This window comes from Calothrix sp. NIES-2098 (assembly GCF_963875125.1).
In the GTDB taxonomy this organism is placed as follows: Bacteria; Cyanobacteriota; Cyanobacteriia; order Cyanobacteriales; family Nostocaceae; genus Aulosira.
Map to the genome: position 1 here is coordinate 5,835,410 of NZ_CAWNKJ010000001.1, position 25,502 is coordinate 5,860,911.

General features: G+C 43.5%; 26 protein-coding genes. 21 read left to right on the top strand and 5 right to left on the bottom strand.

Annotation, left to right across the window (positions count from 1 at the left end):
• Positions 1-20: 20 nt before the first annotated feature.
• The 4 genes from AACU33_RS24505 to AACU33_RS24520 form a co-directional block, all read right to left on the bottom strand.
• Positions 21-2,924 (bottom strand): cation-translocating P-type ATPase, encoded by a 2,904-nt coding sequence (locus AACU33_RS24505; RefSeq protein ID WP_096591403.1) that lies wholly within the window; start codon positions 2,922-2,924, stop codon positions 21-23.
• A 248-nt stretch (positions 2,925-3,172) separates the two neighbouring features.
• Positions 3,173-3,580, bottom strand: coding sequence for a beta-lactamase hydrolase domain-containing protein (locus AACU33_RS24510; protein WP_096591405.1), 408 nt, complete (start codon positions 3,578-3,580; stop codon positions 3,173-3,175).
• A gap of 144 nt (positions 3,581-3,724) precedes the next feature.
• On the bottom strand, positions 3,725-3,904 hold the full coding sequence (locus tag AACU33_RS24515; protein ID WP_096591408.1) for a hypothetical protein: 180 nt from the start codon (positions 3,902-3,904) through the stop codon (positions 3,725-3,727).
• Positions 3,905-4,198: 294 nt separating this feature from the next.
• Positions 4,199-4,903: a GerMN domain-containing protein gene (locus AACU33_RS24520; protein ID WP_096591413.1), complete on the bottom strand. Its 705-nt coding sequence runs from the start codon at positions 4,901-4,903 to the stop codon at positions 4,199-4,201.
• Between the two features lie 386 nt (positions 4,904-5,289).
• Here AACU33_RS24520 and hoxE point away from each other — a divergent pair, with 386 nt between their 5' ends.
• The 7 genes from hoxE (at position 5,290) to AACU33_RS24555 (ending at position 11,543) form a co-directional block, all read left to right on the top strand.
• Positions 5,290-5,826 (top strand): bidirectional hydrogenase complex protein HoxE, encoded by a 537-nt coding sequence (gene hoxE, locus AACU33_RS24525; protein WP_096591416.1) that lies wholly within the window; start codon positions 5,290-5,292, stop codon positions 5,824-5,826.
• A 14-nt stretch (positions 5,827-5,840) separates the two neighbouring features.
• The gene (locus tag AACU33_RS24530; RefSeq protein ID WP_096591418.1) at positions 5,841-7,481 is read left to right on the top strand and encodes a NuoF family protein; all 1,641 of its coding nucleotides are present in this window, start codon (positions 5,841-5,843) and stop codon (positions 7,479-7,481) included.
• 78 nt (positions 7,482-7,559) lie between these two features.
• Entirely contained in the window at positions 7,560-7,691 is a 132-nt protein-coding gene (locus AACU33_RS24535) for a hypothetical protein (protein ID WP_339376263.1), read from the top strand.
• A gap of 67 nt (positions 7,692-7,758) precedes the next feature.
• Complete coding sequence (locus AACU33_RS24540; protein ID WP_096591421.1) at positions 7,759-9,411, top strand: phytoene desaturase family protein; 1,653 nt, start codon at positions 7,759-7,761, stop codon at positions 9,409-9,411.
• 212 nt (positions 9,412-9,623) lie between these two features.
• The gene (locus AACU33_RS24545) at positions 9,624-10,040 is read left to right on the top strand and encodes a hypothetical protein (RefSeq protein ID WP_096591424.1); all 417 of its coding nucleotides are present in this window, start codon (positions 9,624-9,626) and stop codon (positions 10,038-10,040) included.
• A gap of 157 nt (positions 10,041-10,197) precedes the next feature.
• Positions 10,198-10,551, top strand: coding sequence for a DUF4342 domain-containing protein (locus AACU33_RS24550; protein ID WP_096591426.1), 354 nt, complete (start codon positions 10,198-10,200; stop codon positions 10,549-10,551).
• Positions 10,552-10,703: 152 nt separating this feature from the next.
• Positions 10,704-11,543, top strand: a complete 840-nt coding sequence (locus AACU33_RS24555) for a DUF6920 family protein (RefSeq protein WP_096591430.1) — start codon at positions 10,704-10,706, stop codon at positions 11,541-11,543.
• A 30-nt stretch (positions 11,544-11,573) separates the two neighbouring features.
• Here the strand turns inward: AACU33_RS24555 and AACU33_RS24560 are convergent, their stop codons facing one another.
• Positions 11,574-12,500 carry a DUF4351 domain-containing protein gene (locus AACU33_RS24560; protein ID WP_096591433.1) on the bottom strand — a complete coding sequence of 309 codons (927 nt, stop codon included), beginning with the start codon at positions 12,498-12,500 and terminating at the stop codon, positions 11,574-11,576.
• A 428-nt stretch (positions 12,501-12,928) separates the two neighbouring features.
• Here AACU33_RS24560 and hoxU point away from each other — a divergent pair, with 428 nt between their 5' ends.
• The 14 genes from hoxU to acs all read left to right on the top strand — a co-directional run bounded on the left by hoxU (position 12,929) and on the right by acs (position 25,402).
• Positions 12,929-13,645 carry a bidirectional hydrogenase complex protein HoxU gene (gene hoxU / locus AACU33_RS24565; RefSeq protein WP_096591435.1) on the top strand — a complete coding sequence of 239 codons (717 nt, stop codon included), beginning with the start codon at positions 12,929-12,931 and terminating at the stop codon, positions 13,643-13,645.
• 21 nt (positions 13,646-13,666) lie between these two features.
• Positions 13,667-13,792: a hypothetical protein gene (locus AACU33_RS24570; protein WP_339376264.1), complete on the top strand. Its 126-nt coding sequence runs from the start codon at positions 13,667-13,669 to the stop codon at positions 13,790-13,792.
• 91 nt (positions 13,793-13,883) lie between these two features.
• The gene (locus tag AACU33_RS24575; RefSeq protein ID WP_096591441.1) at positions 13,884-14,429 is read left to right on the top strand and encodes an oxidoreductase; all 546 of its coding nucleotides are present in this window, start codon (positions 13,884-13,886) and stop codon (positions 14,427-14,429) included.
• A 26-nt stretch (positions 14,430-14,455) separates the two neighbouring features.
• Positions 14,456-14,644 carry a hypothetical protein gene (locus AACU33_RS24580; RefSeq protein ID WP_096591444.1) on the top strand — a complete coding sequence of 63 codons (189 nt, stop codon included), beginning with the start codon at positions 14,456-14,458 and terminating at the stop codon, positions 14,642-14,644.
• 68 nt (positions 14,645-14,712) lie between these two features.
• Complete coding sequence (locus AACU33_RS24585; protein ID WP_096591447.1) at positions 14,713-16,170, top strand: Ni/Fe hydrogenase subunit alpha; 1,458 nt, start codon at positions 14,713-14,715, stop codon at positions 16,168-16,170.
• A gap of 147 nt (positions 16,171-16,317) precedes the next feature.
• On the top strand, positions 16,318-16,650 hold the full coding sequence (locus AACU33_RS24590) for a DUF2281 domain-containing protein (RefSeq protein ID WP_096591450.1): 333 nt from the start codon (positions 16,318-16,320) through the stop codon (positions 16,648-16,650).
• Between the two features lie 170 nt (positions 16,651-16,820).
• Positions 16,821-17,093 (top strand): PIN domain-containing protein, encoded by a 273-nt coding sequence (locus AACU33_RS24595; protein WP_339376517.1) that lies wholly within the window; start codon positions 16,821-16,823, stop codon positions 17,091-17,093.
• Positions 17,094-17,192: 99 nt separating this feature from the next.
• A complete protein-coding gene (locus AACU33_RS24600) occupies positions 17,193-17,636 on the top strand; it encodes a hydrogenase maturation protease (protein WP_445291765.1) in 444 nt (147 codons plus the stop codon).
• Positions 17,629-17,970 carry a hydrogenase maturation nickel metallochaperone HypA gene (gene hypA / locus AACU33_RS24605; protein ID WP_096591455.1) on the top strand — a complete coding sequence of 114 codons (342 nt, stop codon included), beginning with the start codon at positions 17,629-17,631 and terminating at the stop codon, positions 17,968-17,970. Before AACU33_RS24600 ends, hypA begins: the two co-directional genes overlap by 8 nt.
• 26 nt (positions 17,971-17,996) lie before the next feature.
• The gene (locus tag AACU33_RS24610) at positions 17,997-18,302 is read left to right on the top strand and encodes a hypothetical protein (RefSeq protein ID WP_339376265.1); all 306 of its coding nucleotides are present in this window, start codon (positions 17,997-17,999) and stop codon (positions 18,300-18,302) included.
• Between the two features lie 99 nt (positions 18,303-18,401).
• A complete protein-coding gene (locus AACU33_RS24615; protein WP_096591460.1) occupies positions 18,402-19,319 on the top strand; it encodes a histone deacetylase in 918 nt (305 codons plus the stop codon).
• A 108-nt stretch (positions 19,320-19,427) separates the two neighbouring features.
• The gene (locus tag AACU33_RS24620; RefSeq protein ID WP_096591462.1) at positions 19,428-20,327 is read left to right on the top strand and encodes a pentapeptide repeat-containing protein; all 900 of its coding nucleotides are present in this window, start codon (positions 19,428-19,430) and stop codon (positions 20,325-20,327) included.
• A 202-nt stretch (positions 20,328-20,529) separates the two neighbouring features.
• Positions 20,530-23,310 (top strand): bifunctional acetate--CoA ligase family protein/GNAT family N-acetyltransferase, encoded by a 2,781-nt coding sequence (locus tag AACU33_RS24625; RefSeq protein ID WP_096591465.1) that lies wholly within the window; start codon positions 20,530-20,532, stop codon positions 23,308-23,310.
• Between the two features lie 121 nt (positions 23,311-23,431).
• On the top strand, positions 23,432-25,402 hold the full coding sequence (gene acs, locus AACU33_RS24630; RefSeq protein WP_096591468.1) for an acetate--CoA ligase: 1,971 nt from the start codon (positions 23,432-23,434) through the stop codon (positions 25,400-25,402).
• Positions 25,403-25,502: the final 100 nt, after the last annotated feature.

Consider the following 25,502-nt stretch of genomic DNA (forward strand, 5'->3'; position numbering starts at 1 on the left):
ACAATTAATGCGATAGTCCACTAGGAGGGATGCTTAACCCGCCGTGGTTTCCGGAGTTGTGCTTTGCGTAGTTCTTCTGCACCAAGTAAAATTGGCGGGCAGATGAGCAAGAATAACCATTGCCAAGGTGTCAGTGCTGAAGTGGAGAAGATATGCCGTAGGGGGGGAATTTCAATGATGGCGAGAATCAACGTCCATTCCGTGGCAATTCCCAGCCAGATGAAAGGATTGGAAAAGAATCCTAATTTAAAAATTGAAGTCCGTTCAGAACGACAAGCAAAAACGTTTCCATCTTGACAAGCAACGATAATCGCTAAAGTCATAGTGGTGGCTTGAGCATAAATCAAGGCGATCGCAGGATCTGCGGTACGAGAGAGAATTGTGGGAGCGATCGCTTGCAATGATGCTAAGTTGTAACCATAGCTTTGCCAAACCAGAAAGAAGCCGATCATTGCCAATGCTGCTTCAATCAATCCTAAGAAACAGTAAGCCCGCAAGAGCAAAGAGCGATCGAGGAGTGGTTTGGATTTGGGACGAGGTGGCATCTGCATTGTACCTGCTTCGGCGCGTTCGGCTCCTAAGGCGAGGGCTGGAATAATATCCGTTCCCAAATCCACGATCAGAATTTGCATAATGATCAGCGCTGGGGGGATTTTTAAGGCAACCATTGCCAGAAATGGTACGAGTTCGGCAACATTGGACGCCAAAATGTAAGTCATAAATTTGCGAATATTCTGATAGACCGAGCGCCCTTGCTCGATCGCCGCTACAATCGTGGCAAAGTTGTCGTCTGTCAGCACAATGTCTGCGGCTTCTCTGGCAACATCTGTACCGTTTAGCCCCATTGCAATGCCGATATTTGCCGCACGCAATGCAGGCGCATCGTTCACTCCATCGCCGGTGACTGCGACTACTTCCCCGATATCCTTGTAAGCTTGCACTAGGCGCAGTTTGTGTTCTGGTGACATCCGCGCAAACACTAAGCCAACCCGATATTTGACAATTTGCTGTAGTTGTGCATCGGAGATATGTCCCATGCCTTCACCGGTGACGACGCGCACCTTATCGCTCACCAGACCAATGTTGCGCGCGATCGCTTCGGCTGTGAGTCCATAATCGCCAGTCACCATTGTGACTTTGATCCCAGCTTGATGACATTTGGCGATCGCATCTTTGACTTCCTCTCTGGGGGGATCGAACATGGCCACCAAACCGATGAAAATCAGGTTTTGCTCTAAATCCTGTGCCTTGAGATCGAGCAATTCCTGGTTACCCCTACGCGCTGCCAGCCCCAAGACGCGAAATCCCTGCCTTGCCAAATCATCATTTGCCTGCACTACGTCATCCCAAGCTTCATGGGTTAATTCTTGCACATCACCATCGTGCAGAATTGTATGGCAATGCCTCAAGACTTCTAAAGGCGCACCTTTGGTAAATGCTATATAGGGAGATGTATCTGGCCATAAATCTGAAGCCTGCCAATTCAGCACCACCGTCATCATCCGGCGGCGAGAATCAAAGGGAATTTCTCGCAAGCGCGGTAGCTGTTGCTGTAAATTTTCTAAATTTAGTCCGGCTTTGGCGGCTGCTACGAGCAACGCTGCTTCTGTGGGATCGCCAATTTCTTGCCAGCGACTAGGTGCTGTGAGATGAATCAGGCGGGCGTTAGAGCAAAGCGCAGAGCCGATGAGTAAAAGATTCGCTTTCCACTTGACAGCGGTATTTGATGGCAAATTGACCTTACCAATCGTGGGATCGTAGCCTGCCCCAGTAAGCTCAATCAAGGCCTTGAAGCTAGAAGGATGAGTCTCCTGAGGTAGCCACAGATAGCGCACTGTCATTTCATTTTTAGTTAATGTGCCTGTTTTATCCGTGCAAATTACGGTTGTCGCGCTTAGGGTTTCCACCGATGAAAGCCTCCGCACCAAGGCATTTCGCCGTGCCATCCGGCGCACACCGATCGCCAAGGACAAAGTTACAGTCGGTAATAATCCTTCAGGCACCAGTGCCACAATGATCCCGATCGCAAAAATGAAGCTTTCTTTTACCTCTATACCCACCAAAAAGTAAGCCAGTAAAAAGACAATAATTCCCATACTGACAGCGATCGCAGTAATAATCCGCACGATATAGGCAACCTGGACTTCCAAGGTGCTGGGTTCCCGCTTTACCACTGTCGTTAAATGGGCTACCTGACCGAACTCCGTCTGAGCGCCTGTGGCATAAACTACAGCCACGGCGCGTCCGGCTGCTACAGTCGAGCCTGCTAAGACCAGATTGGCGATTTCCGAGGGATTCACCTTTTCTTGCATCGGCTGCTCTCCTGGCCGCAGCAAGGTTTTACCGCCGCGAATCGGTACTGCTTCCCGCAGTCTTACCGGGTAAGCATTCCGCGCCACGGGTAAAGACTCCCCCGTCATCACCGATACATCAAGATACAAGTTGTCAGCAGATACTAGACGTGCGTCAGCAGAAATGCGATCGCCTTCTTCTAGTTGCATAACATCGCCACGCACCAACTCCCGCGCTGGAATCTGCTTGAGTTCGCCATTCCGATACACTTTCACCTGCATCGGCAATACTTTTTTCAAAGCAGCTAGTGCCTGTTCTGCTTGAAACTCTTGCCAAAAGCTAAAGATAGCGTTAATCCAGATTACCGCCCAAATTGCCCAACCGAGTTCAGGTGTACGCGAAATAAAAGCTAAAATCCCTGCTACCCATAGCAGCAAAGCCATGAAATGGGTCAATTGGTCGGTAAAACGCAGCCACAGAGGACGATGCGCAGGTTCGGGTAACTCATTTGCGCCGAATTGTGCAAATCTTCGTTCGGCTTCATCTGCCGATAAGCCATCACTAGCAGTACCTAGTGACTCATAGACCTCTTCAACAGGTAATGCCCAAATAGGTTGATGAGACGATGCCATGATCTTCTTCGGTGTTGGTTGATCAAAGATGAGGAGTTGTCTAAAAAACTCTCGTCGATCGAAGCTAGAACTTTGATGTTAGTTGAACGGCAACTATCAATATAATTTGTTAGCGATAATTCTGAATTCTTCATTATTATCCCACGACGAAAGCCGTGGGATGGAATACTTATTGAAAAAGGCAGTTACGCTCAAGAAATTTTCACGACTATGCATGAAAAATCGAGCTTTTTCTCTGCCTTTTTCGGTTACAATTTTACCTTAATTGCATCTTCTAATAAACCTAAGTTTTCTGCTTGTTTAAATGCCTCTTCTAAGGACATACCTTGTTTAGTGGCGATATACATTAATACCATTGCGATCGCGCGGACTGCACTATCACAATGTATCAAAGTCGGTTTGGGCATTTCGGCAATTTTTTGAAATACCCGGAGTGCCATTTGCGGATTAATTTCTGTCAGTTTTGTTGGTAGATTAGCGTAATGTAATCCTAGTAACTGAGTATAAAGTTGTTCGCTATCTTGAAAACCTTGTTCGTCAGGCGATCGCAAATTAAGTACGGATTTATACCCTTGTTGGGCAAGTTGTTTTAATTCTTCTGGAGCAATTTGTCCCGCGATCGCCAATTCATCGTTAATTTTTTTGATTGTATCCATCCCTCCCGCCTCCCCTAGTGTGAGTAATCTATTAAAGAAGTTATATTATGTCCTTGAAATTATCTCTAAGCAACAGAGATATCGTATTCAACTAGGAGAAATTTTCAAGACATAATCTTCTTCCTTAATCCAACTCACTAAAAATTAATAACGTTTATTTTTGGCAGGAGGATCGCCTTCGTATGGTTGTACTCCTGACTCTGGATAGTTATCTTCATTAGGTCTAAAAGCTCTTGTGGCAGAACTATAAATAGAGTCAATTACCCCAGCTATTGGTGCGATAATTATCCGTAGAGCTTCTCTCATTTTATTTTTAAAAGACATATATTTTCTCCTTAATTAATCAAAAGTTTTATTTGGAAATTGGCTAACTCAACCTAGCGGACATCGGACAAATTTTGGTTCCAGCAATTTTCTAATATTTGAACTGAGTCATTATGCCAACAACGCTCTAGTAGCTGGATTTTGTAATCGTGCCAAAACTCGAAAGGATTGAAAACAGTTGTTTTGTCAAAAAGTGGCTGTTTGAGAAATAGCCATATGGGAAAGTGAAGTTTTATTGAGTAGGTTTTAGTCAGCATGATAATTTCTCATAGGGTAATATATAGGATGAATATTTCACAAAATCGAAAAATCTTCTGCAAACTGTTGTCTTGTTAAAGGTTCTGTCAAACTGATGCCTTCACCACCAAGTGGATAATTTTCATCTAGCAATTGACCTTCTATAGAGATAAAGACTTTATCTTTTGGATCGAGACTGCTAGCCGTATACAGCACTTGAGCAACCCGATAAATCATCGAAGTACTACCACCTCCAGAGGCAAATTCACTCGACAAATTGACGTGAATTTCTGTTTTAGCGATCTGCAAATCTAATAACTTAGTACCTGCGGGAATTGTGGTGCTGAAGTTATGATTTTTAGGACTGCTAAGAAGATGATTTAGTGCTTCTTTGAGCGCCAATTCTTTGGATGCTCCCTTAGCAACAGTAACTAGTTGAGGTGCTAAATGAACTTGCGTACCTTTAACTGTTAGCCAATAAGTCTGAGGTTGTAATTGTATTGCTATTGTGTTGACTTTTGGTGCTAATGTTTGTGCTGTTGTTGGGATATTTGTCTGCTGTTTTGTTACGGGAACTGTGGTTTGAGGAATTGTTGAGACAGGGGGTTGCTCTATTGGGGAAGAAACAGTAAGTTCTTTAACAGAGTTGGGTTTTGTGGTTTGCCAAGTCCACCAAGCAGTTCCTCCTACTACAGTTAGCAGGAGTAGCGCAAAACCAACGAGAACCTCATTTTGTCTGGAATGATGATTTTGGGTTTTCATGGCTAACTCCTGCAAAATTGAGATAATTTAAAGAATGTTTGGCAATAGTCAACCTGTTGCTACATTCCAAATTGAAATCCTTGCTGCTGGTGCAGGTACGCCTACCTCAGTAGCAGTGCAGCTATTCATTGTCTCTTCTATACTTAGGTAGCGAGCCAATGTTGGCTTATTCTCAAGTTAGGAAAAAAATTTGAGGAACTTGTGAGGGCAGCTTGATTTGATAAAGATTAATAAAATTTCTCGATAGTGAACTTTTGCGTGCTTCAGCGCGTGTTTCCATCTTCCTGTTCGTACAATCTCTATCCTCACAACTTCCTCAAATTATTACCCTATAAACTGAAGTGCAAGGCTGAGAGCAGCCTGACACTGTGCCGGAGGCTTAAATCATGAATTCAGCATCTGCTGCTCAAAAGAAAACCCCTAAACAAGCACTTTCAGCAACACACGCCAGTGGCGATAAACGCTTTAAGATGCTGGATGCAACTATCAAACGCTACCAGTATCAGCAAGATGCACTGATTGAGGTACTGCATAAAGCGCAGGAACTCTTTGGTTACTTAGAAAGCGATGTATTATATTACGTTGCCCACAGTTTAAAATTACCGCCTAGCCGAGTTTATGGCGTTGCCACTTTCTACCACTTATTTTCACTTGCACCTAGTGGCGCGCATACCTGTGTAGTGTGTACGGGTACGGCTTGTTATGTCAAAGGCGCTCAAACTATTCTCACAGAATTAGAAAAGTCTGCTCGCATTCACGCTGGTGAAACGACACCAGATAGTCAACTATCATTACTCACAGCAAGGTGCTTAGGTGCGTGTGGAATTGCACCTGCGGTAGTTTTTGATGGCAAAGTCTTAGGTAATCAAACGGCTGAATCAGTATGCGAATGGCTACGCCACTGCTTCGCAGAACGCAATTAAAGGATGGCTTAAAGATGGATATCGCTGAATTACAGGAAATTGCTCAAAAAGAACGGTTCTCTGAAAAACCCGTGCAAATTCGCTGTTGCGTTGCAGCCGGTTGTCTCTCAGCCAATTCTCAAACTGTCAAGCAGCGCTTAGAAGAATCTGTCACATCTGCTGGGTTAGAAGCACAAGTACAAGTAACTGGCGTTGGCTGTATGCGCTTGTGTTGTAACGGGCCATTAGTAGAAGTCAAGGAGAAGAACACAGATAGTCTAGGCACACTTTATGAGAAAGTCACCCCTGAAGATGCACCATCAATTATCGCCACGCTGAATGGCGTAGAAACGACAGTTCAAAAGGGCGATCTAGCGCAGCCATTTTTTACCTACCAAATGCCGATTGTTTTAGAAAACAGTGGCAAAGTCGATCCCGAACGCATTCAATCTTATATTGCAGCGAAAGGTTATCAAGCGCTTTATCACGTGTTGCGGGAGATGACACCGGCGGAAGTTGTAGAGACGGTGACGCGCAGTGGTTTGCGAGGAAGAGGTGGTGCTGGTTATCCTACAGGTGTGAAATGGGCGACAGTTGCTAAAGCCAAAGGCGATGCCTACGGCGCGCGCAGCGATCGCAAGTTTGTTATCTGTAACGCTGACGAAGGCGATCCTGGTGCATTTATGGATCGTAGCGTTCTTGAAAGCGATCCGCATAGGGTTTTAGAAGGAATGGCGATCGCAGCTTATGCTGTCGGCGCAAATCAAGGCTATATCTACATTCGCGCTGAATATCCTGTAGCCATCAACCGTTTACAAACAGCTATTCGCCAAGCACAACGCCTCGGTATTTTAGGCAGTCAAATCTTCGACTCGCGATTTGATTTTAAAATTGATATCCGCATCGGTGCGGGTGCTTATGTTTGCGGCGAAGAAACTGCACTCATGGCTTCAATTGAAGGTAAACGCGGTACTCCTAACCCCCGTCCACCCTATCCCGCCGAGTCTGGTTTGTGGGGATATCCTACCTTAATTAACAACGTTGAAACCTACGCCAATATTTCACCAATTATTCGTAAAGGTGCTGATTGGTTCGCCAGCATTGGTACAGAAAAGAGTAAGGGGACAAAAGTTTTTGCCCTTGCAGGTAAAATCCGTTACACAGGCTTAATCGAAGTCCCAATGGGAACTCCATTGCAGCGGATTGTTGAAGAAATGGGTGGCGGCGTACCAGATGGTCGTGTAGTCAAAGCAGTACAAACAGGTGGCCCTTCTGGAGGATGTATCCCCGCATCGGCTTTTGATAGTCCGGTAGATTACGAATCCCTCACGCAACTTGGTTCAATGATGGGTTCTGGAGGCATGATTGTCATGGATGACAGTACTAACATGGTGGATGTCGCCCGCTTTTTCATGGAATTTTGCATGGATGAATCCTGCGGGAAGTGCATCCCTTGTAGAGTTGGGACTGTGCAGTTACATCAGTTATTGACGAAGATTCGAGAAGGGAAAGCCTCAATGGCTGACTTGGAACTCTTAGAAGAACTGTGCGATATGGTGAAGCATACCAGCTTATGCGGTCTGGGTCAGTCTGCACCTAATCCGGTATTTAGTACATTGCGTTATTTCCGAGATGAGTATTTGGCATTAATTGCGCCAGTTACTAGTAAAACGTAGGAGTACCCCTTGCAATGTGAAACATCAAATCTCTTTTTCTCTCTGCGCCTTTGCGCTCTCTGCGGTTAAAAAGTAGAGATGATAGAGGAATTGAACATTAACAGTGAAATTTCTTGCAGATATTACAAACTATTAGACCTATTAGTTATCAAGCAAATTAAATCGATTATTGGCGATCGCCTACCGCTACAACAAGCTGCTTGTACCTGAGTGGACAACTATTCAGTACAGCCATTAAGTAGCTGAGGTGTATTGAAAACTAGGGGACGGTAAAATCATGTCTAACTCAAATCAATACGATGCAATTGTGATTGGTTCTGGTATGGGTGGTTTAACTGTTGCTGCAATTCTCTCAAAATTAAATCACAAAAAAGTTCTGATTTTAGAACAACATTTCGTTATTGGTGGATACACCCACGAATTTGAACGCGATCGCAAATTCAAATGGGATGTGGGACTCCATTATGTCGGAAATATGGATAAAGGTGAACTCGGACGGACAATATTTGACTACATCACTGATGGTAAATTGCAATGGAGTAAAATGCCCGATCCGTTTGAGAAATTTGTCTATCCTGATTTTACATTTGCCCAATCTTCCGATCCGAAAAAATTTCAAGCTGACCTAATTAAAATATTTCCAGATGAGCAAAAAGCAATCATCAGGTATTTTTCAGATGTTAAAAATACAGCGATGGCAGGCACTTTATCTGGTTTATTAAGTTTTTGGCGCAAATTATTTTTACCCAGAGTCAACAAAATTTCTCGATTGACAACTAAAGAATATCTTGACCAGAATTTTGAAAATCCCACACTCAAAGCATTGTTAGCTTCTCAATGGGGCGATTATGGTTTACCACCTTCAGAAAGTTCTTTTATAATTCACGCGATATTGGTTTACCACTATCTCACAGGTGGGTATTATCCTGTAGGAGGTGCAGCAGAAATCGCCAAAAATATCATGCCTATAATTGAAAGAAATGGCGGTCAAGCACTTACTAAACGTCAAGTAACAGAAATTATTATCAAAGACAATGTAGCTCAAGGTGTAAAAGTTCAAAAAGCACACCAATCTGATGCACCAATTGAAGAATTTTATGCGCCAATTATTATTTCTGACGCTGGCGCATTTAATACTTACACTAAGTTAATTCCCGCTACAATCGAAAACAAATTAGTTGCTAAATACCGCAAAGAAATCCAAGAATTTCCCAAATCTCACAGTGTATTTACGCTGTATTTAGGATTTAAAGAATCTCCTGCCAAGTTGGGTTTTAAAGGTGAAAATCACTGGTTATACTCAGGTTACGACCACGATCGCACTTTTAAAGGACAAAGCGCTGCACCTCATCAAGGTATTAAAGCCTGTTATCTCTCCTTTGCTTCCCTTAAAGACTCTACCCAAACAGCCCACACTGGTCAAATTATTACCTTTATTGATTACGACTTCTTTGCCAAATGGCACGACCAACCTTGGAAGCGAAGAGAACAGGAATATTACAAACTCAAAGAAACAATTGCACATAATCTTCTAGATTTTGTTGAGGCTCACTATCCTGGTTTTCGAGAATTAATTGAATACAGCGAAATTTCTACACCTCTGACTTTGGAATACTTCGACCAAAGCTACAGCGGTGCTGTTTATGGTATCCCTGCTGTACCAGCTAGATTCAACAAAAAATGGATCGGTTCTAAAACTCCGATTAAAAATCTCTATCTCACGGGAGCAGATGCAGCATTATTCGGCATTATGGGTGCTTTGATTGGTGGTGTTTCCACAGCCGCCGTACTTAACGAACCGTTCGGTTTTCTCAAGGTGATGAGACAGTGCTATCAAGAAAGCGCTCAAGCTGCGAAGCTTAAGGATGATGTGACGGATGAAGCGATCGCACACGCTCAAAGTCCAGAGTCCAGCGTAGTTAAGTCTTAAGTATTGAATATTAAGCCTTAAGCATTGAACAGTAAGCCTTCACCATTGAATATTAAGCCTTAAGCATTGAACAGTAAGCCTTCACCATTGAATGTTAAGTCTTAAGCATTGAACAGCAAGCCTTAACTATTGAACATTAAGTCTTAAGCATTGAACAGTAAGCCTTAATTATTGAACGTTGACCAAAAATCAGGTTAAAGGAGATTGACAAAATGCTCTTCCTCAGAAGCATGATTGTTTGGCTAGTGTTTATCCTTACTGAAAGTCTAAATGGGACTGTTCGCAATTTGTGGCTCACACCATCTTTGGGCGATTTTTGGGCACATCAAATTTCATTTTTTACAGGGTCGATTATCGTTTTGGCGATCGCGACTATTTTTGTGAAATGGCTTGATGTGACCCGTACCTCTCAATTGTTCAGCATCGGATTACTGTGGCTGTTGCTAACTCTTACCTTCGAGATTTGCTTGGGACGCTTCATTTTAGGTTATTCCTGGGAGCGAATCGCCGCTGATTACAATTTGCTACAGGGCGGACTAATGCCCATTGGTTTAATTCTTCTGATGTTAGCCCCTTTCATCGCTGCCAAAATTCGGGGCGTATTGAAAGAGATGAATCAAAGCACGTAGAGAGTTAGTGTTATGAAAATACTAACTATAATTAAGTAGACCCAAAAAACACTATAACACTGTCACAGTGCTGAAACGGTAGTTAACCTCACAATCTCCTCAACTTTGGAGTATTGTCGTCTAGTCTAGAGATATAACCAACAATGGAGGGTGGAATATGAACGCACCTATTAATAATGCTGAAGAAAACACCGCCGAAAATGTTCGAGTTGAGATCATACCTACAGAGCCGGAAGTAAAGCCTGAGGAAAAGGTTGCGGTGGAAGAATTTAGCATCAATGGTGATGCCCTAGTTACCAAATTTAAGGAACTCATTCATCAAGGAAATATTCGCCGCATTATTATCAAAAATCAAGAAGGCGGAACATTGATTGAAATCCCCTTAACCGTGGGAGTGGTTGGCGGCGCAATTGGTGCGGCTCTATTTCCAGTCCTGGCTGCTGTTGGCGTGATTGGCGCGATGGTTGCGCATCTCACCATTGTGGTTGAGAAACGAGATAACCTAGAGTAATTCGCATGAAAGATGGGCGTTGGGCTATGAAAATTCGATTTGCTAGGTAATAAAGGAGCAAAAAGGAATCACAGCCATTTTCAGCGCAGCAATTTGGATAATTTATTTTTTGGAGTTCCCCAATAGACTCATGATAAGCAGGGGGGCGGAGAATGATTGCCAAAATTTTACTCGGCATTGGTCTATTGTTTGCGATCGCATTTATCGCTTTAGTTATCAATAAAATAAAAGCCGACCGAGAAATCGATCGGATTTGGCGATCGCTAAAAGCAGTCCCAGCAGCCCTTGCTTTCACTGAAGACATGGTTGCAGAATTACCTGCTCCCGTACAGCGCTACTTTCTTCATGCGATCGCACCGGGAACTCCTTTAGCTTCTTCTGTCAGCTTACAAATGAGTGGCAGTTTTAGAATGCTACAGGATAAACCTTGGATGCCGATGCAGGCACAAGAAATTATCTCTGCTTTGAAAGGATTTGTTTGGAAAGCAGTTATCGGTCGCGGTTTGTCTCAATTTGTGGGAGCTGATTACTATACTAACGGCTCTGGTCGAATGCGGTTTTTTCTGGGGGGACTGATTCCCATCGTCAATGCTCACAGTCCCGATCTTGCCCGTGCTAGTATTGGGCGATTCGCTGGAGAATTGATCTGGCTACCTTCTGCTTTGCTACCTCAACGTGGCGTGAGTTGGCAAGTAATTGATGAGAACACTATTCAAGCTAGCTTCAAGATTGATGGCGAACCGATAACTCTGACGCTGAATATAGACGCTGATGGCAAACTACTGAAGCTATCTGTACCCCGTTGGGGAGAACACACAGAAGATGGTAGCTTTGCTTACATTCCCTTTGGTGGAGTAGTTCAAGCAGAAAAAACATTTGGTGGTTTTACAATTCCCTGCCAAATGGGTGTAGGTTGGTGGTTTGGTACAGACCGTTATTCAGAATTTTTCCGTGCCACAATCGAGCAAGCTGATTTTCTGCCTAAGGATTGAAAAGCTTACTGAGTAATATTTTCTTTATCCTCAATTTTCATTGGCAATCAACCAGTTTTCTAAATCAGCGATCGCGCTAAAATCTAACAAAGCTTCGCCCAAATCCTCTAACTGTGGGGTTGATAGCTGTTGAATCCGTTCTTGTAACTGGGGAGTTAAAGCACCGACACGACGATTGAGCAAGCGCAGAACCATCGTACATGCTTCTAATTGTTTTCCCTGTTCTCTTCCTTCTTCCCTTCCTCTACGTTGCCAACTTGTGACAATCTCCATAACTTCTTCCTCCCGTGCTGGTTCAATGGTAGCAAGTTGCGATTGGAAAACGGCTTCTTCTTGGGTGTTTAATTCCAGGTAAACATCGATAAATTGCGAAATTAATTCAATTTGTGCAGGATTGAGTCCCAAACTCACAAGTAACTGTAATGACAATAATTTCACGGTGGGACGTTCTTGTTTGTCCATCCGCATTTTTGCGATTAAAGCACTTGCAACTGGGTTGGGTATATTCACAAAATCGCGCCAATTAAGTTGGTTTAATTGAATAACCCTGTAGTTAAATTCTAGGACTTTCCAACCAGGAAACTCAACGGTGTAAATGTTTGGTTCGCGGGTTAGGGGTGAGTCGTGAGAATATAAGACAATCGGGTAAATTGGCAAGCCATATTTTTCGTGCAAACGTGCAAAATAGGTAAACATTCGCGCATTAAAATCAGATTCACTGGATGATTGATGTTCGGTATGGATGATAAATAATGAATCTCGATCGCGGAAAGATGCGCGGACAACTAAATCAACGATTTTCTTGGTTCCCACAGTGATATCTGTAAATATCTCTTGGGCTAAAAATTCGATACTGTCGCGTTCCCAGTAGTTAGTGATATCGGGGAAAAATAGCTCTATGAACTCAGGAAAGAAGTTTTCTAAGAGCTTTTTAAATAATTGGTCATGGTCAATCATGAAATGATATTACAGGGTTTTAGCAAAAAAGAGCGATACTCCAAAGGAGTCGCTATGCGATCGCTAATCAGTTTGTAATTATCCATTGGGGAAAGATTGACTAGTTTAATTTTAATTTGGGAAGTTTTTGGGACTGAAGATATATAAAATTAATTGGAATTTCTGTGAAAGATGTGATTAGTTTGATTCAAATCCTCAACTCTAAAAGCGATCGCACGAGCGCAACTTAAGAATCTCAAATTTCTAATTTGTAAATCAACTTCACATATTGTAAAACCAGTTAAAAACCCTTAAATTTCTGATTTGAAATAAATTTCACGGTTCTTCATTATTCGTAACCTTCACAAGTTCCTCAAACTCTTAGCCTATAAATCAAGACGCAGGGTATTTCAATAGCCAAAGGCTAATTTTAATTGAGGCTAAGGGCAATGTCAGTAAAAACTTTGACAATCAACGACCAACTCATTAGCGCTCGTGAAGAGGAAACTATTCTCGAAGCGGCGCAGGAGGCTGGAATTCACATCCCGACACTCTGCCATTTAAACGGAGTATCAGATGTTGGTGCTTGTCGTCTATGTTTAGTGGAAATTGCTGGCAGTAATAAACTTCAACCTGCTTGTGCGACGAAAGTATCAGAAGGAATAGAAGTTAAAACTCATAGCGATCGCCTCCAAAGATATCGTCGCACAATTATCGAAATGCTGTTTGCTGAGGGCAATCACATTTGTTCAGTCTGCGTAGCCAATGGCAATTGTGAATTGCAAGACCTAGCTGTGGAAATGGGCATGGAACACGTGCGTTTGGAATACCATTTCCCCAATCGCAAAGTTGATGTTTCTCACGATCGCTTTGGTATTGACCATAACCGTTGTGTTCTTTGCACTCGTTGCGTCCGTGTTTGTGATGAGATTGAAGGCGCGTATACTTGGGACATGGCGGGAAGAGGGACAAAATCTCACGTGATTACCGATTTAAATCAGCCTTGGGGAACCTCAGACACTTGTACTTCTTGCGGTAAGTGCGTTAATGCTTGTCCAACAGGTGCAATTTTTAACCAAGGTTCGACAGTCGGTGAAATGAAACACGATCGCGCTAAACTCGATTTCCTAGTCACAGCAAGGGAAAAACAGCAATGGAACCTGTAGGGAGAGGGTGGGGAGTGTGGGATGAGACCAGCGCTGCGGGAGGGTTTCCAACGCCACTTGCTTCAAGTCGGGAAACCCGCCCAACGCAGTGGCTCCTCCGCAGGCGACTGGCGTTATCCGTTGGGCAAAGCCCTTCCCGCAGGGTAGGAGTTCTCGCAGAGTACCCGAAGGGAGGACAAGGGGGAGATGAGGAGAAGAAGAACAAATGACGAATGACAAATGACAAATTAGGAATATTATGAATCGTTTGAAATTAGCAACAGTATGGCTTGGCGGTTGTTCTGGCTGTCATATGTCGTTTCTCGATTTGGATGAATGGCTGATTGATTTAGCCCAGCAGGTGGATATAGTTTACACTCCCTTCGCTGATATTAAGGAATATCCGCAAGGGGTAGATGTAGTATTAGTAGAAGGTGCGATCGCTAATGAAGAACATCTGGAAATGATTCAGAAAGTGAGAGAGCGATCGCAAATTTTAATTTCCTTTGGAGACTGTGCTGTTACAGGCAATGTTACTGCTTTACGCAATCCTTTAGGTAGCGCTGAACCCGTGCTTCAGCGTTGTTACATTGAAGCCGCCGATATGTACGGACAAATTCCCCAAGCACCTGGCATTGTCCCGCCGTTATTAGATAAAGTACAACCAGTGCATAAATTAGTACCAGTTGATATTTATTTACCAGGTTGTCCGCCCTCAGCAACTCGCATTCGCACCGTACTAGAGTCATTATTGCGAGGCGAAAAACCAGAATTAGAAGGACGCGAATTCATCAAGTTTGGCTAAATATCCTCAATTAGCGAGGTAAACCGATGAATATCAGCAAAATCAAGCAAATTGCCTCTATAAAAAGAATCTTTTTTATTTTAGTTTTGCTGTTGTTAGGAATTCTGCTAGCTATCTTTCCAGCTTGGTCAAAAATTAGTGCAGCGACTAATAACGAAATCTTGTACTTAGCAGGCGATCGCATGACAGTTCCTCAACTGCAAATGGTTTCGTAGTCTACAAGATCCCCGACTTTTCAAAGAAATTGGGGATCTATGCAACTCACAATCTAAAACAAAGTCTTATGTCGCAAACAATTATTATCGATCCTGTCACTCGCATTGAAGGACACGCCAAAATTTCTATTTACTTGGATGATAGCGGAGAAGTTAGCGATGCGCGATTTCATGTCACCGAATTTCGCGGATTTGAAAAATTTTGCGAAGGTCGTCCTTTTTGGGAAATGCCAGGAATTACAGCGCGGGTTTGTGGTATTTGTCCGGTAAGTCATTTATTAGCTTCAGCCAAAGCAGGCGATCGCATTTTAGCTGTGACAATTCCCAAAGCAGCCGAAAAACTGCGTCGCTTAATGAATTTGGGACAAATTATTCAATCTCATGCACTGAGTTTCTTTCACCTCAGCGCCCCAGATTTACTATTAGGAATGGATAGCGATCCGCAAAAACGCAACGTATTTGGATTAATTGCAGCCGAACCAGAACTAGCCCGTGGCGGAATTCGCTTGCGTCAATTTGGACAAGAAATTATTGAACTGTTAGGCGGGCGGAAAATACATCCATCTTGGGCGGTTCCTGGTGGCGTGCGCGAACCCTTATCAGCAGAAGGACGCACCCACATTAAAAATCGCATTCCCGAAGCGCGAAATACAATTATCGATGCACTGGGCATATTTAAGCACATACTTAATGATTATCAAAAAGAAGTGCAAACCTTTGGGAATTTCCCAACATTATTTATGGGATTAGTCACACCTGATGGTTTGTGGGAAAATTACGACGGATATATTCGCTTTGTTGATAGTGCAGGTAATATTATTGCCGATAAACTTGAAGCAACTAACTATCATGAATTTATTGGCGAAGCTGTTCAACCAGATTCATATTTAAAATCTCCCTATTATCGTCCTTTAGGTTATCCTGACCAAGAAGGACATTGTACTTTAGATAGTGGTATCTATCGAGTCGGGCCGTTAGCACGGTTGAATGTTTGCAGTTATATTGGTACACCATTAGCTGATGCAGAATTGCGCGAATTCAGAGATAGAGGTAAAGGCACAGCTACCTCATCATTTTTCTATCATTACGCCCGATTAATTGAAATTTTGGCATCAATTGAAAGAGTAGAAATTTTATTAGATGACCCCGATTTATTCTCAAATCGACTGCGTGCTGATGCTGGGATTAATCAATTAGAAGCAGTAGGTGTCAGCGAAGCACCAAGAGGTACATTATTCCACCATTACAAAGTAGATGAAAATGGTTTAATTGTGAAAGTTAATTTAGTGATTGCTACAGGTCAAAATAATTTAGCAATGAATCGCACAGTCGCTCAAATTGCCAGACATTTTATTCATGGTTCCGAAATTCCCGAAGGAATGTTAAACCGTGTTGAAGCTGGAATTCGAGCTTTTGATCCTTGTTTAAGTTGTTCGACTCATGCAGTCGGGCAAATGCCATTGCATCTGGAATTAGTCGCAGCAGATGGGACTGTTGTTAATGAAGTTTGGCGTAATCAAAATTAAGAATGAAGTAGGGGCACAACATTTTCGTGCCCTTATGAATAACTTTATGTATCACAAACATTATTTTAATTAGTATGAAATTAATGCGTTTATGATAATAAAATAGAAAGCCATTTTTTGTTTACCAACCATGTCAAAAATATTTTTATGAATATCAAAGAAATCCTACTCCAAGAAATTGAATCATCTCCAGAGTCACTCTTAGAAGAAACTCTTGATTTTCTACGTTTTTTAAAGACTAAGCAAACAGCAGTAAAACAAGATACGCATTCTCAACATATTCAGCCAGAAACAGCCAGTTCCGATACCCTAAATCAACCAGAAGAAAAACCGACAGTATCTTACCGTCAGGCTTCTGGCCGTTCCATCCTCAGACACGCAGGTACTTGGGCTGGTGATGACTTTGATGAGTGTCTTCAGTCCGTTTACGCGACTCGTGGCAAAGCTAAATTCGATTATGACTTAAATCCTTTTGAGTAATGTACCTGCTAGATACTAATCACTGTAGTGCTATTATCCTTGGCACACCAAATGTTATTCATCGAATAACTGAGGTTGGAGAATTAAACATCGCTACCTGCGTAATTGTCCAAGGAGAACTAACATACATGATGGAAAATTCTGCTTAGAGGGAAACTAATCTTGCTTCTCTGACAGAATTTTTTGAAGATATACGCATTTACAATGTGACAGAAGACACGGCTAACATTTACGGTCAACTCAAAGCAGCCTTGATGAGACAATTTGGCCCCAAAGATAAAAGCAAGCGGAGAAAAACTCAGATGACAGACCTGGGGTTTGATGAAAATGACCTCTGGATTGCTGCTGTAGCTCTACAATACGGTCTTAGCGTTGTATCAGCTGATAGCGACTTTCAGAGAATTCAACAAGTAAGAATATTGTCTATTGAATCTTGGTTGTAAATATATAGATTAGGAGGAGTTATCGATCCTCTTCTGCTTCCTCACAAGTTCCTCAAGTTTCTTGCCTAACTTGAAAATAAGGCTGGGCAGGTAAAGATAATGGGCAATATAGTAGCTATCGGTTACGGCAACGATTTACGAAGCGATGATGGCATTGGACAAAGGGTAGCGAATACGTTGCAGTTATCGAATGTGAAATCTCTGGCTGTCCATCAACTTACCCCTGAACTGGCGGAAATTTTAGCAAACGCTGATTTAGCAATTTTTATCGATGCTTGTTTAACTTCCGAAAGCTCCGAAGTGCAAGTACGATCGCTCTCACCAAACTCTTCCAACATTATTACAGGACATACAGCCGATCCGCGATCGCTTTTAGCGCTGACTCAAGTGCTTTATGGTCATTGTCCAACCGCTTGGTGGGTGATTGTCCCTGGAGAAGATTTTACCGTAGGCGATCGCTTATCACCAATTGCCGAACAAGGAGTAGCGATCGCTGTTGAAAAAATCGCCCAGATCGTTAACCAAGGTAAAATATATGAATGAAGTTGCATTAATGCAAAACATTGTGAACTCTGCTGTAGAGCGAGCCAAACAAGACGGCGCGCACCACATTTATACAATTGAAATGCGTGTTGGTACAGCAGCAGGTGTAACACCAGAGTCTTTAGAACAGGCTTTTGATGTTGTTAAAAAAGGAACAATAGCAGACATGGCAAAACTTCAAGTTGATTATGTTTCTGCTGTCTGCTATTGTGCCAACTGCAACATAGAATTCCAGCCTAGCGATTCGCGTTACGAGTGTCCAGAGTGCCATCAACCATATTGTGAAGTTCGCAAAGGTACGGAATTGGAACTTACTTCATTAGATGTTTCCTGAGCCGAAGCCTTACTGAAACGCCCAGCTTGAAAATAAGGCAGACGGGAGAAAGAATAATAGCAATTGATGACTCCGAAATGGCAATTGAGTACTCTGAAATCGCAATTGATGACTCCGAAATAGCAATTGAGTACTCTGAAATCGCAACTGAGTACCCCAAAATACCAATTGATGGCTCCAAAATGGCAATTGAGTACTCGGAAATAGCAAATGTAGTATCCGAAATAGCAAATGTAGCGTCAAACAGGGCAAATGTAGTATGCAAAATAGCAATTGATTACTCGAAAATCGAAATGCTACCGTCTGTTTTAAAAATAGGCAGGAAGGGGTAAGAAATCTCCTGCTTAGTTATCCTTCTTGTCCCCTTCTCTTTCATGCTTGGAGATGAAAAAATTTTCATCGGGACTGTCCTCTGCCTTCTCGCACACCCTATGCTACCAATTATTTACTCCGATGAATTTTTGCTACACGATACTGGTTTTTTTCACCCGGAAAGTCCAGATCGGTTGAGAGCGATCGCCAAAGCCCTAAAAGCTGCACCTTGGGCTGATAAACTAGAATGGCGATCGCCTACTCCCATTGAAAAACGCGACCCCATGCCTTATCTGCAACAAGTCCACGATACTCGCTATATCGATGGCGTTAGGGCATTGTGTAATCGAGGTGGTGGCTACATAGATAACGATACAGTTGTTTCTCCACGCACTTATGAAGTCGCATTACTGGCGGTAAATGCTTATTTAGATGGAGTAGATGACGTTCTAGCAACTCACGAACCCGTGTTTGTCCTGGCGCGTCCCCCCGGACACCATGCGCTGCGTGAAGTGGGGATGGGATTTTGCATATTTAATAATGAAGCCTGTGCAGCCAATTATGCCTTAGAACACCCAGGAGTTAACCGCATCGCCATTCTCGATTGGGATGTGCATCACGGCAATGGTACACAAACCATTTTGCAAAGTAATCCTAACATTGCCTACTGCTCCTTACATCAATCGCCCTTATTTCCTGGGACTGGCAATGCTAACGAACAAGGTAAATATAATAATGTGCTAAATTTACCTATGCTTCCCGGTAGCACAATGGCTGATTATCAACCTTTATTTGAACAAAAAGTCATACCATTTTTAACTAACTTTCAGCCAGATTTATTAATAATTAGCGCAGGTTATGACGCAACTCAAGACGATCCATTAGCGAATATTTCTTTACAACCACAAGACTTTGGAGTGTTTACAAATTATTGTTTGCAAATCACCCATCGAATTTTGTTTGGTTTAGAAGGGGGTTATGATTTAAAGTCATTAGCTCAATCAGTAGTAGCAACAGTTGAGAGTTGTTTAGTGTAGTTAAAAATTCCTCACAAGTTCCTCGACTTCTTTCTTAAATTCAGGATATAAATCGATTAGTCAGGTTGGAATAAAATCTTATCAACAAAATTTGGCGGTGTTAGTAAAATGCCGAATGCAGAAGAAATTTATCTAACCTTGAGAAAGGCTAGTCAGAAATTAATAAACCTAGGGTACGGGTTAATCAAAGTAGCGGAATACTTCTTTTACAACCCAGGTCAATCGATTTTACAGAAAAGCAAAAAACAGGTAATTGTGTTTTTCACATTCCTAGTTTTGACAGTTACAATGCTTGCAATTAAGGATTTTCTTAGATTCTGGAATTTAGTTGAAGAGAAAGAAAAAGCTAAAGTCTGGATAGAAGCAGTTAAAACAATTGCAACAATTAGTGGTGGTATTTTCGTTATTTGGAATATTAAACTGACTCAAGAGCGATTAATTACAGAGCGTTTTTCAAAAGCAGTTGAGCATCTAGGAGATGATAAACTAGAAGTCCGTCTAGGAGGAATTTACGCACTAGAAAGAATTGCAAAAGATTCTGAAAAAGATCACTGGACAATTATGGAAGTTCTAACTTCCTTTGTGCAGGAAAAATCCCCCATACAGCAAAACAAAAATTTTCAGCAAGAAGAGACTCGGAAAATTTCTACAGATGTTCAAGCAGCCCTCACTGTTATTGCAAGACGTGATTCAACTAAAGACCCAGAAGATAAGCACCTTGATTTAAGCTGTGCAAACCTCAGCGGAGCCAAACTTAGGAAAGCAAACTTCAGGTATGCCAACTTTAGTGGAGCCAACCTCAGTCAAGCCATCCTGAGATATGCGAACCTCAGTGGAGCAAACCTCAGTGGAGCAAACTTGGAAAATACTGACCTCTTTATGACAGTGAATTTAACTCCAGGCCAAGTCAAATCTGCAAATCATTGGGAAACTGCGACATATTCTGAGAACTTCTGCACTGCACTAGGTTTGTTACCAGAGTTCGCGATTGACGATCGAGATAACTGAAGACAACTGCTAGACAATGAAATAATTAACGTTAGTAGCCCTATGACAAGTGCGATCGCGATCGCTTTAATTGCACTAACTATTCGCCAACTACACGAAATCTCTCCAATATCCTCACAAGTTCCTCAAATATTTCTCCTAACCTCATAATGTAACCAGAGAGTATGCAAGATACGCTGTTCAATTAACGAGGTTTAGCGGAATGCAAACCCCCAATATATTTAAAACCGATCCCACCTACGACATTCTCCGCACCGAGCGCCAGCCCCTCAGTTCGATTTTTGCGCCGGAAACGGTAGCTGTAATTGGTGCTAGTGACTCGCCTGGGAGTGTAGGACGTACTTTATTGTGGAACTTAATTAGCAATCCCTTTGGCGGTACGGTGTTTCCTGTGAATCCCAAACACCACAGCGTTATGGGTATTAAGAGCTACGCAAATATCGCAGAAGTTCCCGATGGAGTGGATCTAGCAGTAATTGCCACACCAGCCCCTACAGTACCAGGAATTGTTAGAGAGTGTGTGGCAGCTGGGGTTAAAAGTGCAGTGATTGTGTCTGCTGGTTTTAAGGAAATTGGCGCACCTGGTATTGAATTAGAGCAACAAATTTTACAGGAAGCTCGCCTAGGCAGGTTGAGGATCATCGGCCCTAACTGCCTGGGCGTAATGAATCCCCACACTGGATTAAATGCCACATTCGCCAGTACAATGGCACGTCCTGGGAAAGTCGGTTTTATTAGCCAGAGTGGTGCGCTTTGCACTTCTATTCTTGATTGGAGTTTGCGAGAAAATGTTGGGTTTAGCGCCTTTATGTCCATCGGCTCTATGTTAGATGTCGGTTGGGGCGACTTAATTTATTACCTCGGTGATGACCCTCGCACCCAAAGTATTGTCATTTACATGGAATCGATTGGCGATGCGCGGTCATTTCTTTCCGCAGCCCGTGAGGTAGCTTTAACAAAGCCGATTATTGTGATTAAAGCAGGTCGGACTGAAGCCGCCGCTAAAGCCTCAGCTTCCCATACCGGAGCGCTCACTGGTAGCGATGAAGTTCTCGATGCGGCTTTCCGCAGAAGTGGTGTGTTGAGAGTGACGAAAATTTCCGAACTGTTCAACATGGCGGAGGTATTAGCAAAACAACCCCGCCCTAAAGGGCCGCGCCTGACGATGATTACTAACGCTGGCGGGCCAGGAGTGCTGGCAACAGATTTTCTCATTACCACCGGGGGAGAATTAGCCGAACTCGCGCCAGAGACAATTACCGCCCTCAACCAAACCCTGCCATCTTACTGGAGTCATGGCAACCCGATCGATATTCTCGGAGATGCCGACCCCGAACGTTACAGCAAAACGCTGGAGATTGCCGCGAAAGATCCAAATAGTGACGGTATCCTTTTGATTCTCACACCCCAGGCAATGACCGACCCTACCCAAACTGCCGAGCAGTTAAAATCTGGCATTGAAAAAGGACAAGTTCCTTCTGGCAAGCCAATTATCGCAACCTGGATGGGAGGGGCTGAGGTCATGGCAGGGGAGGCAATTCTCAATCGCGCTAGCATTCCCACCTATCCCTACCCGGATTCAGCAGCACGTGTATTTACTTATATGTGGCAGTATAGCTACAACCTACGCGGTATTTACGAAACTCCGGTATTGCCAGAGGAAGAAGACGGTATCCCTAACCGCGACCTGGCAGAAAAGCTGATTACCACAGTTCATCAGGCAGGGCGAACCATTCTCACGGAGGCAGAATCAAAGCAAATCTTAGCAGCATACGGTATCCCTACGCTAAAAGCCTGCACGGCAGCAACCGAAGACGAAGCTGTTGACTGTGCAAATTCCCTTGGTTATCCGGTAGTCCTCAAACTGCTATCGAAGACCATCACCCACAAAACCGATGTAGGCGGCGTGCAGTTAAATCTCATGGATGCAGACGCTGTGCGCTGGGCGTATCGCACAATTAAAAATTCTGTCACCGAAAAAGTAGGAATAGAACACTTTTTAGGGGTGACAGTGCAGCCAATGATTAACCTCAATGGTGGCTACGAATTGATTATTGGTAGCAGCCTCGATCCACAGTTCGGGCCAGTACTGCTGTTTGGTGCGGGGGGACAATTAGTGGAGGTGTTTAGAGATAGAGCGATCGCACTCCCACCCCTAAACACTACCTTGGCACGGCGAATGATGGAACAAACGCAGATTTACAAAGCCCTCAAAGGTGTGAGGGGACGCGCGCCTGTAGATTTAGCCGCCTTAGAACATTTATTAGTGCGATTTTCCCAACTAGTTGTAGAACAACCTTGGATTAAAGAAATTGATATCAATCCCTTGTGGGCGCGGTTTGATAGTACAGAACAAGAATTCTCTGCTGCTTCCTCACTAATTGCTCTAGATGCACGAATCGTCCTCCACCCCCCAGAAGTTAGGGAAGATCAACTGCCAAAATCGGCAATTCGTCCCTATCCAACACAATACATCACACCTTGGACGCTAAAAGATGGTACTTCGCTTACTATCCGTCCCATCCGCCCGGAAGATGAGCCGCTAATTGTGCAGTTCCATAAAACCCTGTCAGAGCAAAGCGTCTATTTTCGTTACTTCCATTTGATCAAGTTGAGTCAGCGAATAGCCCACGAACGAATGATGCGCCTGTGTTTTATTGACTACGATCGCGAAATGGCATTGGTTGCCGATCATAAAAATCCCACAACAGGAAATCATGAAATTTTGGCCATAGGTCGCTTGAGTCAGTTACATGGTGTGAGAGAGGCGGAATTTGCCCTACTAGTCAGCGATCCCTACCAACGCTTGGGTTTAGGTACAGAAATCTTACACCAACTACTACAAGTTGGTCGTCATGAAAATATCCAGCGCATCACTGCCGACATTCTGTCAGAAAATGTTGCCATGCAACGAGTTTGTGAAAAAGTTGGCTTCAGATTGCATCGTAGTGCTGATATAACCAGGGCGGAAATTGATTTGTAGGGTCAAGAGTCAAAAGTCAAGAGCCAAGAGCCAAGAGTCAATGGAATGTGCAATGTGTCACAGCTTAATTAGTGAGGAGTGGGAAGTTGGGAAGTACTTAAAAAAATAGCGGAGCAAGATTATGTCACAAGCCACTATAGAATCGATTCTGCAAGAAGAACGTTTATTTCAACCTCCTAGGGAATTTTCGCAAGCTGCTTATATTAAAAGTCTGGAAGAATACCAACGCATCTACGCAAAATCCGTAGCTGACCCCGAAGGATTTTGGGGAGAACTGGCAGAAAAAGAGTTGCACTGGTTCCAGAAGTGGGACAAGGTGCTAGATTGGCAACCTCCGTTTGCTCAGTGGTTTGTCGGGGGTAAGTTAAATATTTCCTATAACTGCCTGGATCGCCATCTTACAGACGGTCGGCGTGACAAGACTGCGTTAATTTGGGAAGGAGAACCAGGGGATTCGCGCACTTTTACCTATGCCCAGTTACATCAGGAAGTTTGCCAAATGGCGAATGTGTTGAAAAAGCTGGGTGTACAGAAAGGCGATCGCGTTGGTATTTATATGCCGATGATTCCCGAAGCCGCGATCGCGATGTTGGCTTGTGTGCGAATTGGTGCGATTCACACTGTTGTTTTTGCTGGTTTCAGCGCTGAAGCTTTAAAAGAAAGACTTGTAGACGCTCAAGCCAAAATTGTGATTACTGCTGATGGCGGCTGGCGTAAAGATGCGATCGTACCAGTAAAAGAGCAGGTCAATCGTGCATTGGCAGATAATGGTGCGCCTAGCGTCCAAAATGTCTTGGTAGTCAAGCGCACCGATCGCGAAGTTAACATGATTCCCGAGCGCGACCTTTGGTGGCACGAACTACGCCAAGATGTAGCAATTGATTGTCCAGCCGAGCCAATGGACAGCGAAGATACGCTATTTATCCTCTACACTTCTGGAACTACAGGTAAACCCAAAGGCGTTGTCCACACTGTTGGCGGTTACAGCCTCTTCAGCCACATCACCACCAAATGGATTTTTGATGTCAAAGACAACGATATCCTCTGGTGTACTGCTGACGTGGGTTGGATTACTGGACACAGTTACATTATTTACGGGCCGCTGTCTAACGGTGCCACAACGGTGATGTACGAAGGCGCTCCCCGCAGTTCCAATCCTGGTTGTTTTTGGGATGTGATTCAAAAATACCGCGTCACCATTTTTTACACCGCACCTACAGCTATTCGTACCTTCATGAAAATGGGCGAAGAACTGCCCAAAGCACGAGATTTATCTTCCTTGCGCTTGCTGGGATCGGTGGGAGAACCAATTAACCCCACAGCTTGGATGTGGTACTACCGCGTAATTGGCGGCGAACGTTGTCCAGTTACAGATACCTGGTGGCAAACTGAAACAGGCGGCGCAATGATTAGCCCTTTACCCGGAGCAATTCCTACCAAACCCGGTTCTGCAACTCTACCATTCCCCGGAATTGTGGCAGATGTGGTGGATTTAGAAGGCAATCCTGTCGGTGCAAATCAGGGCGGATATCTAGTGATTCATAATCCCTGGCCGGGAATGCTAAGAAATGTCTACCGCAACCCTGACCGTTATCGCAGCACCTATTGGGAACATATCCCCCCCAAAAATGGCAAGTATATCTATTTCACAGGTGATGGCGCACGCAAAGACGAAGACGGCTACTTCTGGATTATGGGTCGAGTAGACGATGTAATTAATGTTGCCGGACACCGCTTGGGGACGATGGAAGTAGAATCAGCCTTAGTTTCTCACCAAGCAGTTTCAGAAGCAGCAGTAGTCGGTAGACCAGAGGAAATCAAAGGTGAAGAAATTGTCGCCTTTGTCACCTTAGAAGAAGGGTATTCTCCTAGTGAAGAATTAGCTAAGGAATTGAAAAAGCACGTTGTCCAAGAAATTGGCGTAATTGCCCGTCCTAGTGAAATTCGCTTTACGGATGCCTTACCCAAAACCCGTTCCGGTAAGATTGTGCGGCGTGTCCTCAGAGCTTTGGCTGCTGGTGAAGAGATTGCAGGAGATTTATCTACTTTAGAAGACCGTGGTGTAATTGAGCAATTGCGATCGGGCACGTAATACCAATTTGAAAAAAGAATGCAACAGATGCATCTTTAGGGGCGGGGAAACTCCGCCCTTTACTAAATAGGAACTGCGAGAGTTATATATCGAACCAGAT

What these genes read in the sequence shown, in the direction of transcription:
- AACU33_RS24505 (WP_096591403.1), bottom strand. Translation starts at nt 2,924, where the DNA reads ATGGCATCGTCTCATCAACCTATTTGGGCATTACCTGTTGAAGAGGTC.
- AACU33_RS24510 (WP_096591405.1), bottom strand. Translation starts at nt 3,580, where the DNA reads ATGGATACAATCAAAAAAATTAACGATGAATTGGCGATCGCGGGACAA.
- AACU33_RS24515 (WP_096591408.1), bottom strand. Translation starts at nt 3,904, where the DNA reads ATGTCTTTTAAAAATAAAATGAGAGAAGCTCTACGGATAATTATCGCA.
- AACU33_RS24520 (WP_096591413.1), bottom strand. Translation starts at nt 4,903, where the DNA reads ATGAAAACCCAAAATCATCATTCCAGACAAAATGAGGTTCTCGTTGGT.
- hoxE (WP_096591416.1), top strand. Translation starts at nt 5,290, where the DNA reads ATGAATTCAGCATCTGCTGCTCAAAAGAAAACCCCTAAACAAGCACTT.
- AACU33_RS24530 (WP_096591418.1), top strand. Translation starts at nt 5,841, where the DNA reads ATGGATATCGCTGAATTACAGGAAATTGCTCAAAAAGAACGGTTCTCT.
- AACU33_RS24535 (WP_339376263.1), top strand. Translation starts at nt 7,560, where the DNA reads ATGATAGAGGAATTGAACATTAACAGTGAAATTTCTTGCAGATATTAC.
- AACU33_RS24540 (WP_096591421.1), top strand. Translation starts at nt 7,759, where the DNA reads ATGTCTAACTCAAATCAATACGATGCAATTGTGATTGGTTCTGGTATG.
- AACU33_RS24545 (WP_096591424.1), top strand. Translation starts at nt 9,624, where the DNA reads ATGCTCTTCCTCAGAAGCATGATTGTTTGGCTAGTGTTTATCCTTACT.
- AACU33_RS24550 (WP_096591426.1), top strand. Translation starts at nt 10,198, where the DNA reads ATGAACGCACCTATTAATAATGCTGAAGAAAACACCGCCGAAAATGTT.
- AACU33_RS24555 (WP_096591430.1), top strand. Translation starts at nt 10,704, where the DNA reads ATGATTGCCAAAATTTTACTCGGCATTGGTCTATTGTTTGCGATCGCA.
- AACU33_RS24560 (WP_096591433.1), bottom strand. Translation starts at nt 12,500, where the DNA reads ATGATTGACCATGACCAATTATTTAAAAAGCTCTTAGAAAACTTCTTT.
- hoxU (WP_096591435.1), top strand. Translation starts at nt 12,929, where the DNA reads ATGTCAGTAAAAACTTTGACAATCAACGACCAACTCATTAGCGCTCGT.
- AACU33_RS24570 (WP_339376264.1), top strand. Translation starts at nt 13,667, where the DNA reads ATGAGACCAGCGCTGCGGGAGGGTTTCCAACGCCACTTGCTTCAAGTC.
- AACU33_RS24575 (WP_096591441.1), top strand. Translation starts at nt 13,884, where the DNA reads ATGAATCGTTTGAAATTAGCAACAGTATGGCTTGGCGGTTGTTCTGGC.
- AACU33_RS24580 (WP_096591444.1), top strand. Translation starts at nt 14,456, where the DNA reads ATGAATATCAGCAAAATCAAGCAAATTGCCTCTATAAAAAGAATCTTT.
- AACU33_RS24585 (WP_096591447.1), top strand. Translation starts at nt 14,713, where the DNA reads ATGTCGCAAACAATTATTATCGATCCTGTCACTCGCATTGAAGGACAC.
- AACU33_RS24590 (WP_096591450.1), top strand. Translation starts at nt 16,318, where the DNA reads ATGAATATCAAAGAAATCCTACTCCAAGAAATTGAATCATCTCCAGAG.
- AACU33_RS24600 (WP_445291765.1), top strand. Translation starts at nt 17,193, where the DNA reads ATGGGCAATATAGTAGCTATCGGTTACGGCAACGATTTACGAAGCGAT.
- hypA (WP_096591455.1), top strand. Translation starts at nt 17,629, where the DNA reads ATGAATGAAGTTGCATTAATGCAAAACATTGTGAACTCTGCTGTAGAG.
- AACU33_RS24615 (WP_096591460.1), top strand. Translation starts at nt 18,402, where the DNA reads ATGCTACCAATTATTTACTCCGATGAATTTTTGCTACACGATACTGGT.
- AACU33_RS24620 (WP_096591462.1), top strand. Translation starts at nt 19,428, where the DNA reads ATGCCGAATGCAGAAGAAATTTATCTAACCTTGAGAAAGGCTAGTCAG.
- AACU33_RS24625 (WP_096591465.1), top strand. Translation starts at nt 20,530, where the DNA reads ATGCAAACCCCCAATATATTTAAAACCGATCCCACCTACGACATTCTC.
- acs (WP_096591468.1), top strand. Translation starts at nt 23,432, where the DNA reads ATGTCACAAGCCACTATAGAATCGATTCTGCAAGAAGAACGTTTATTT.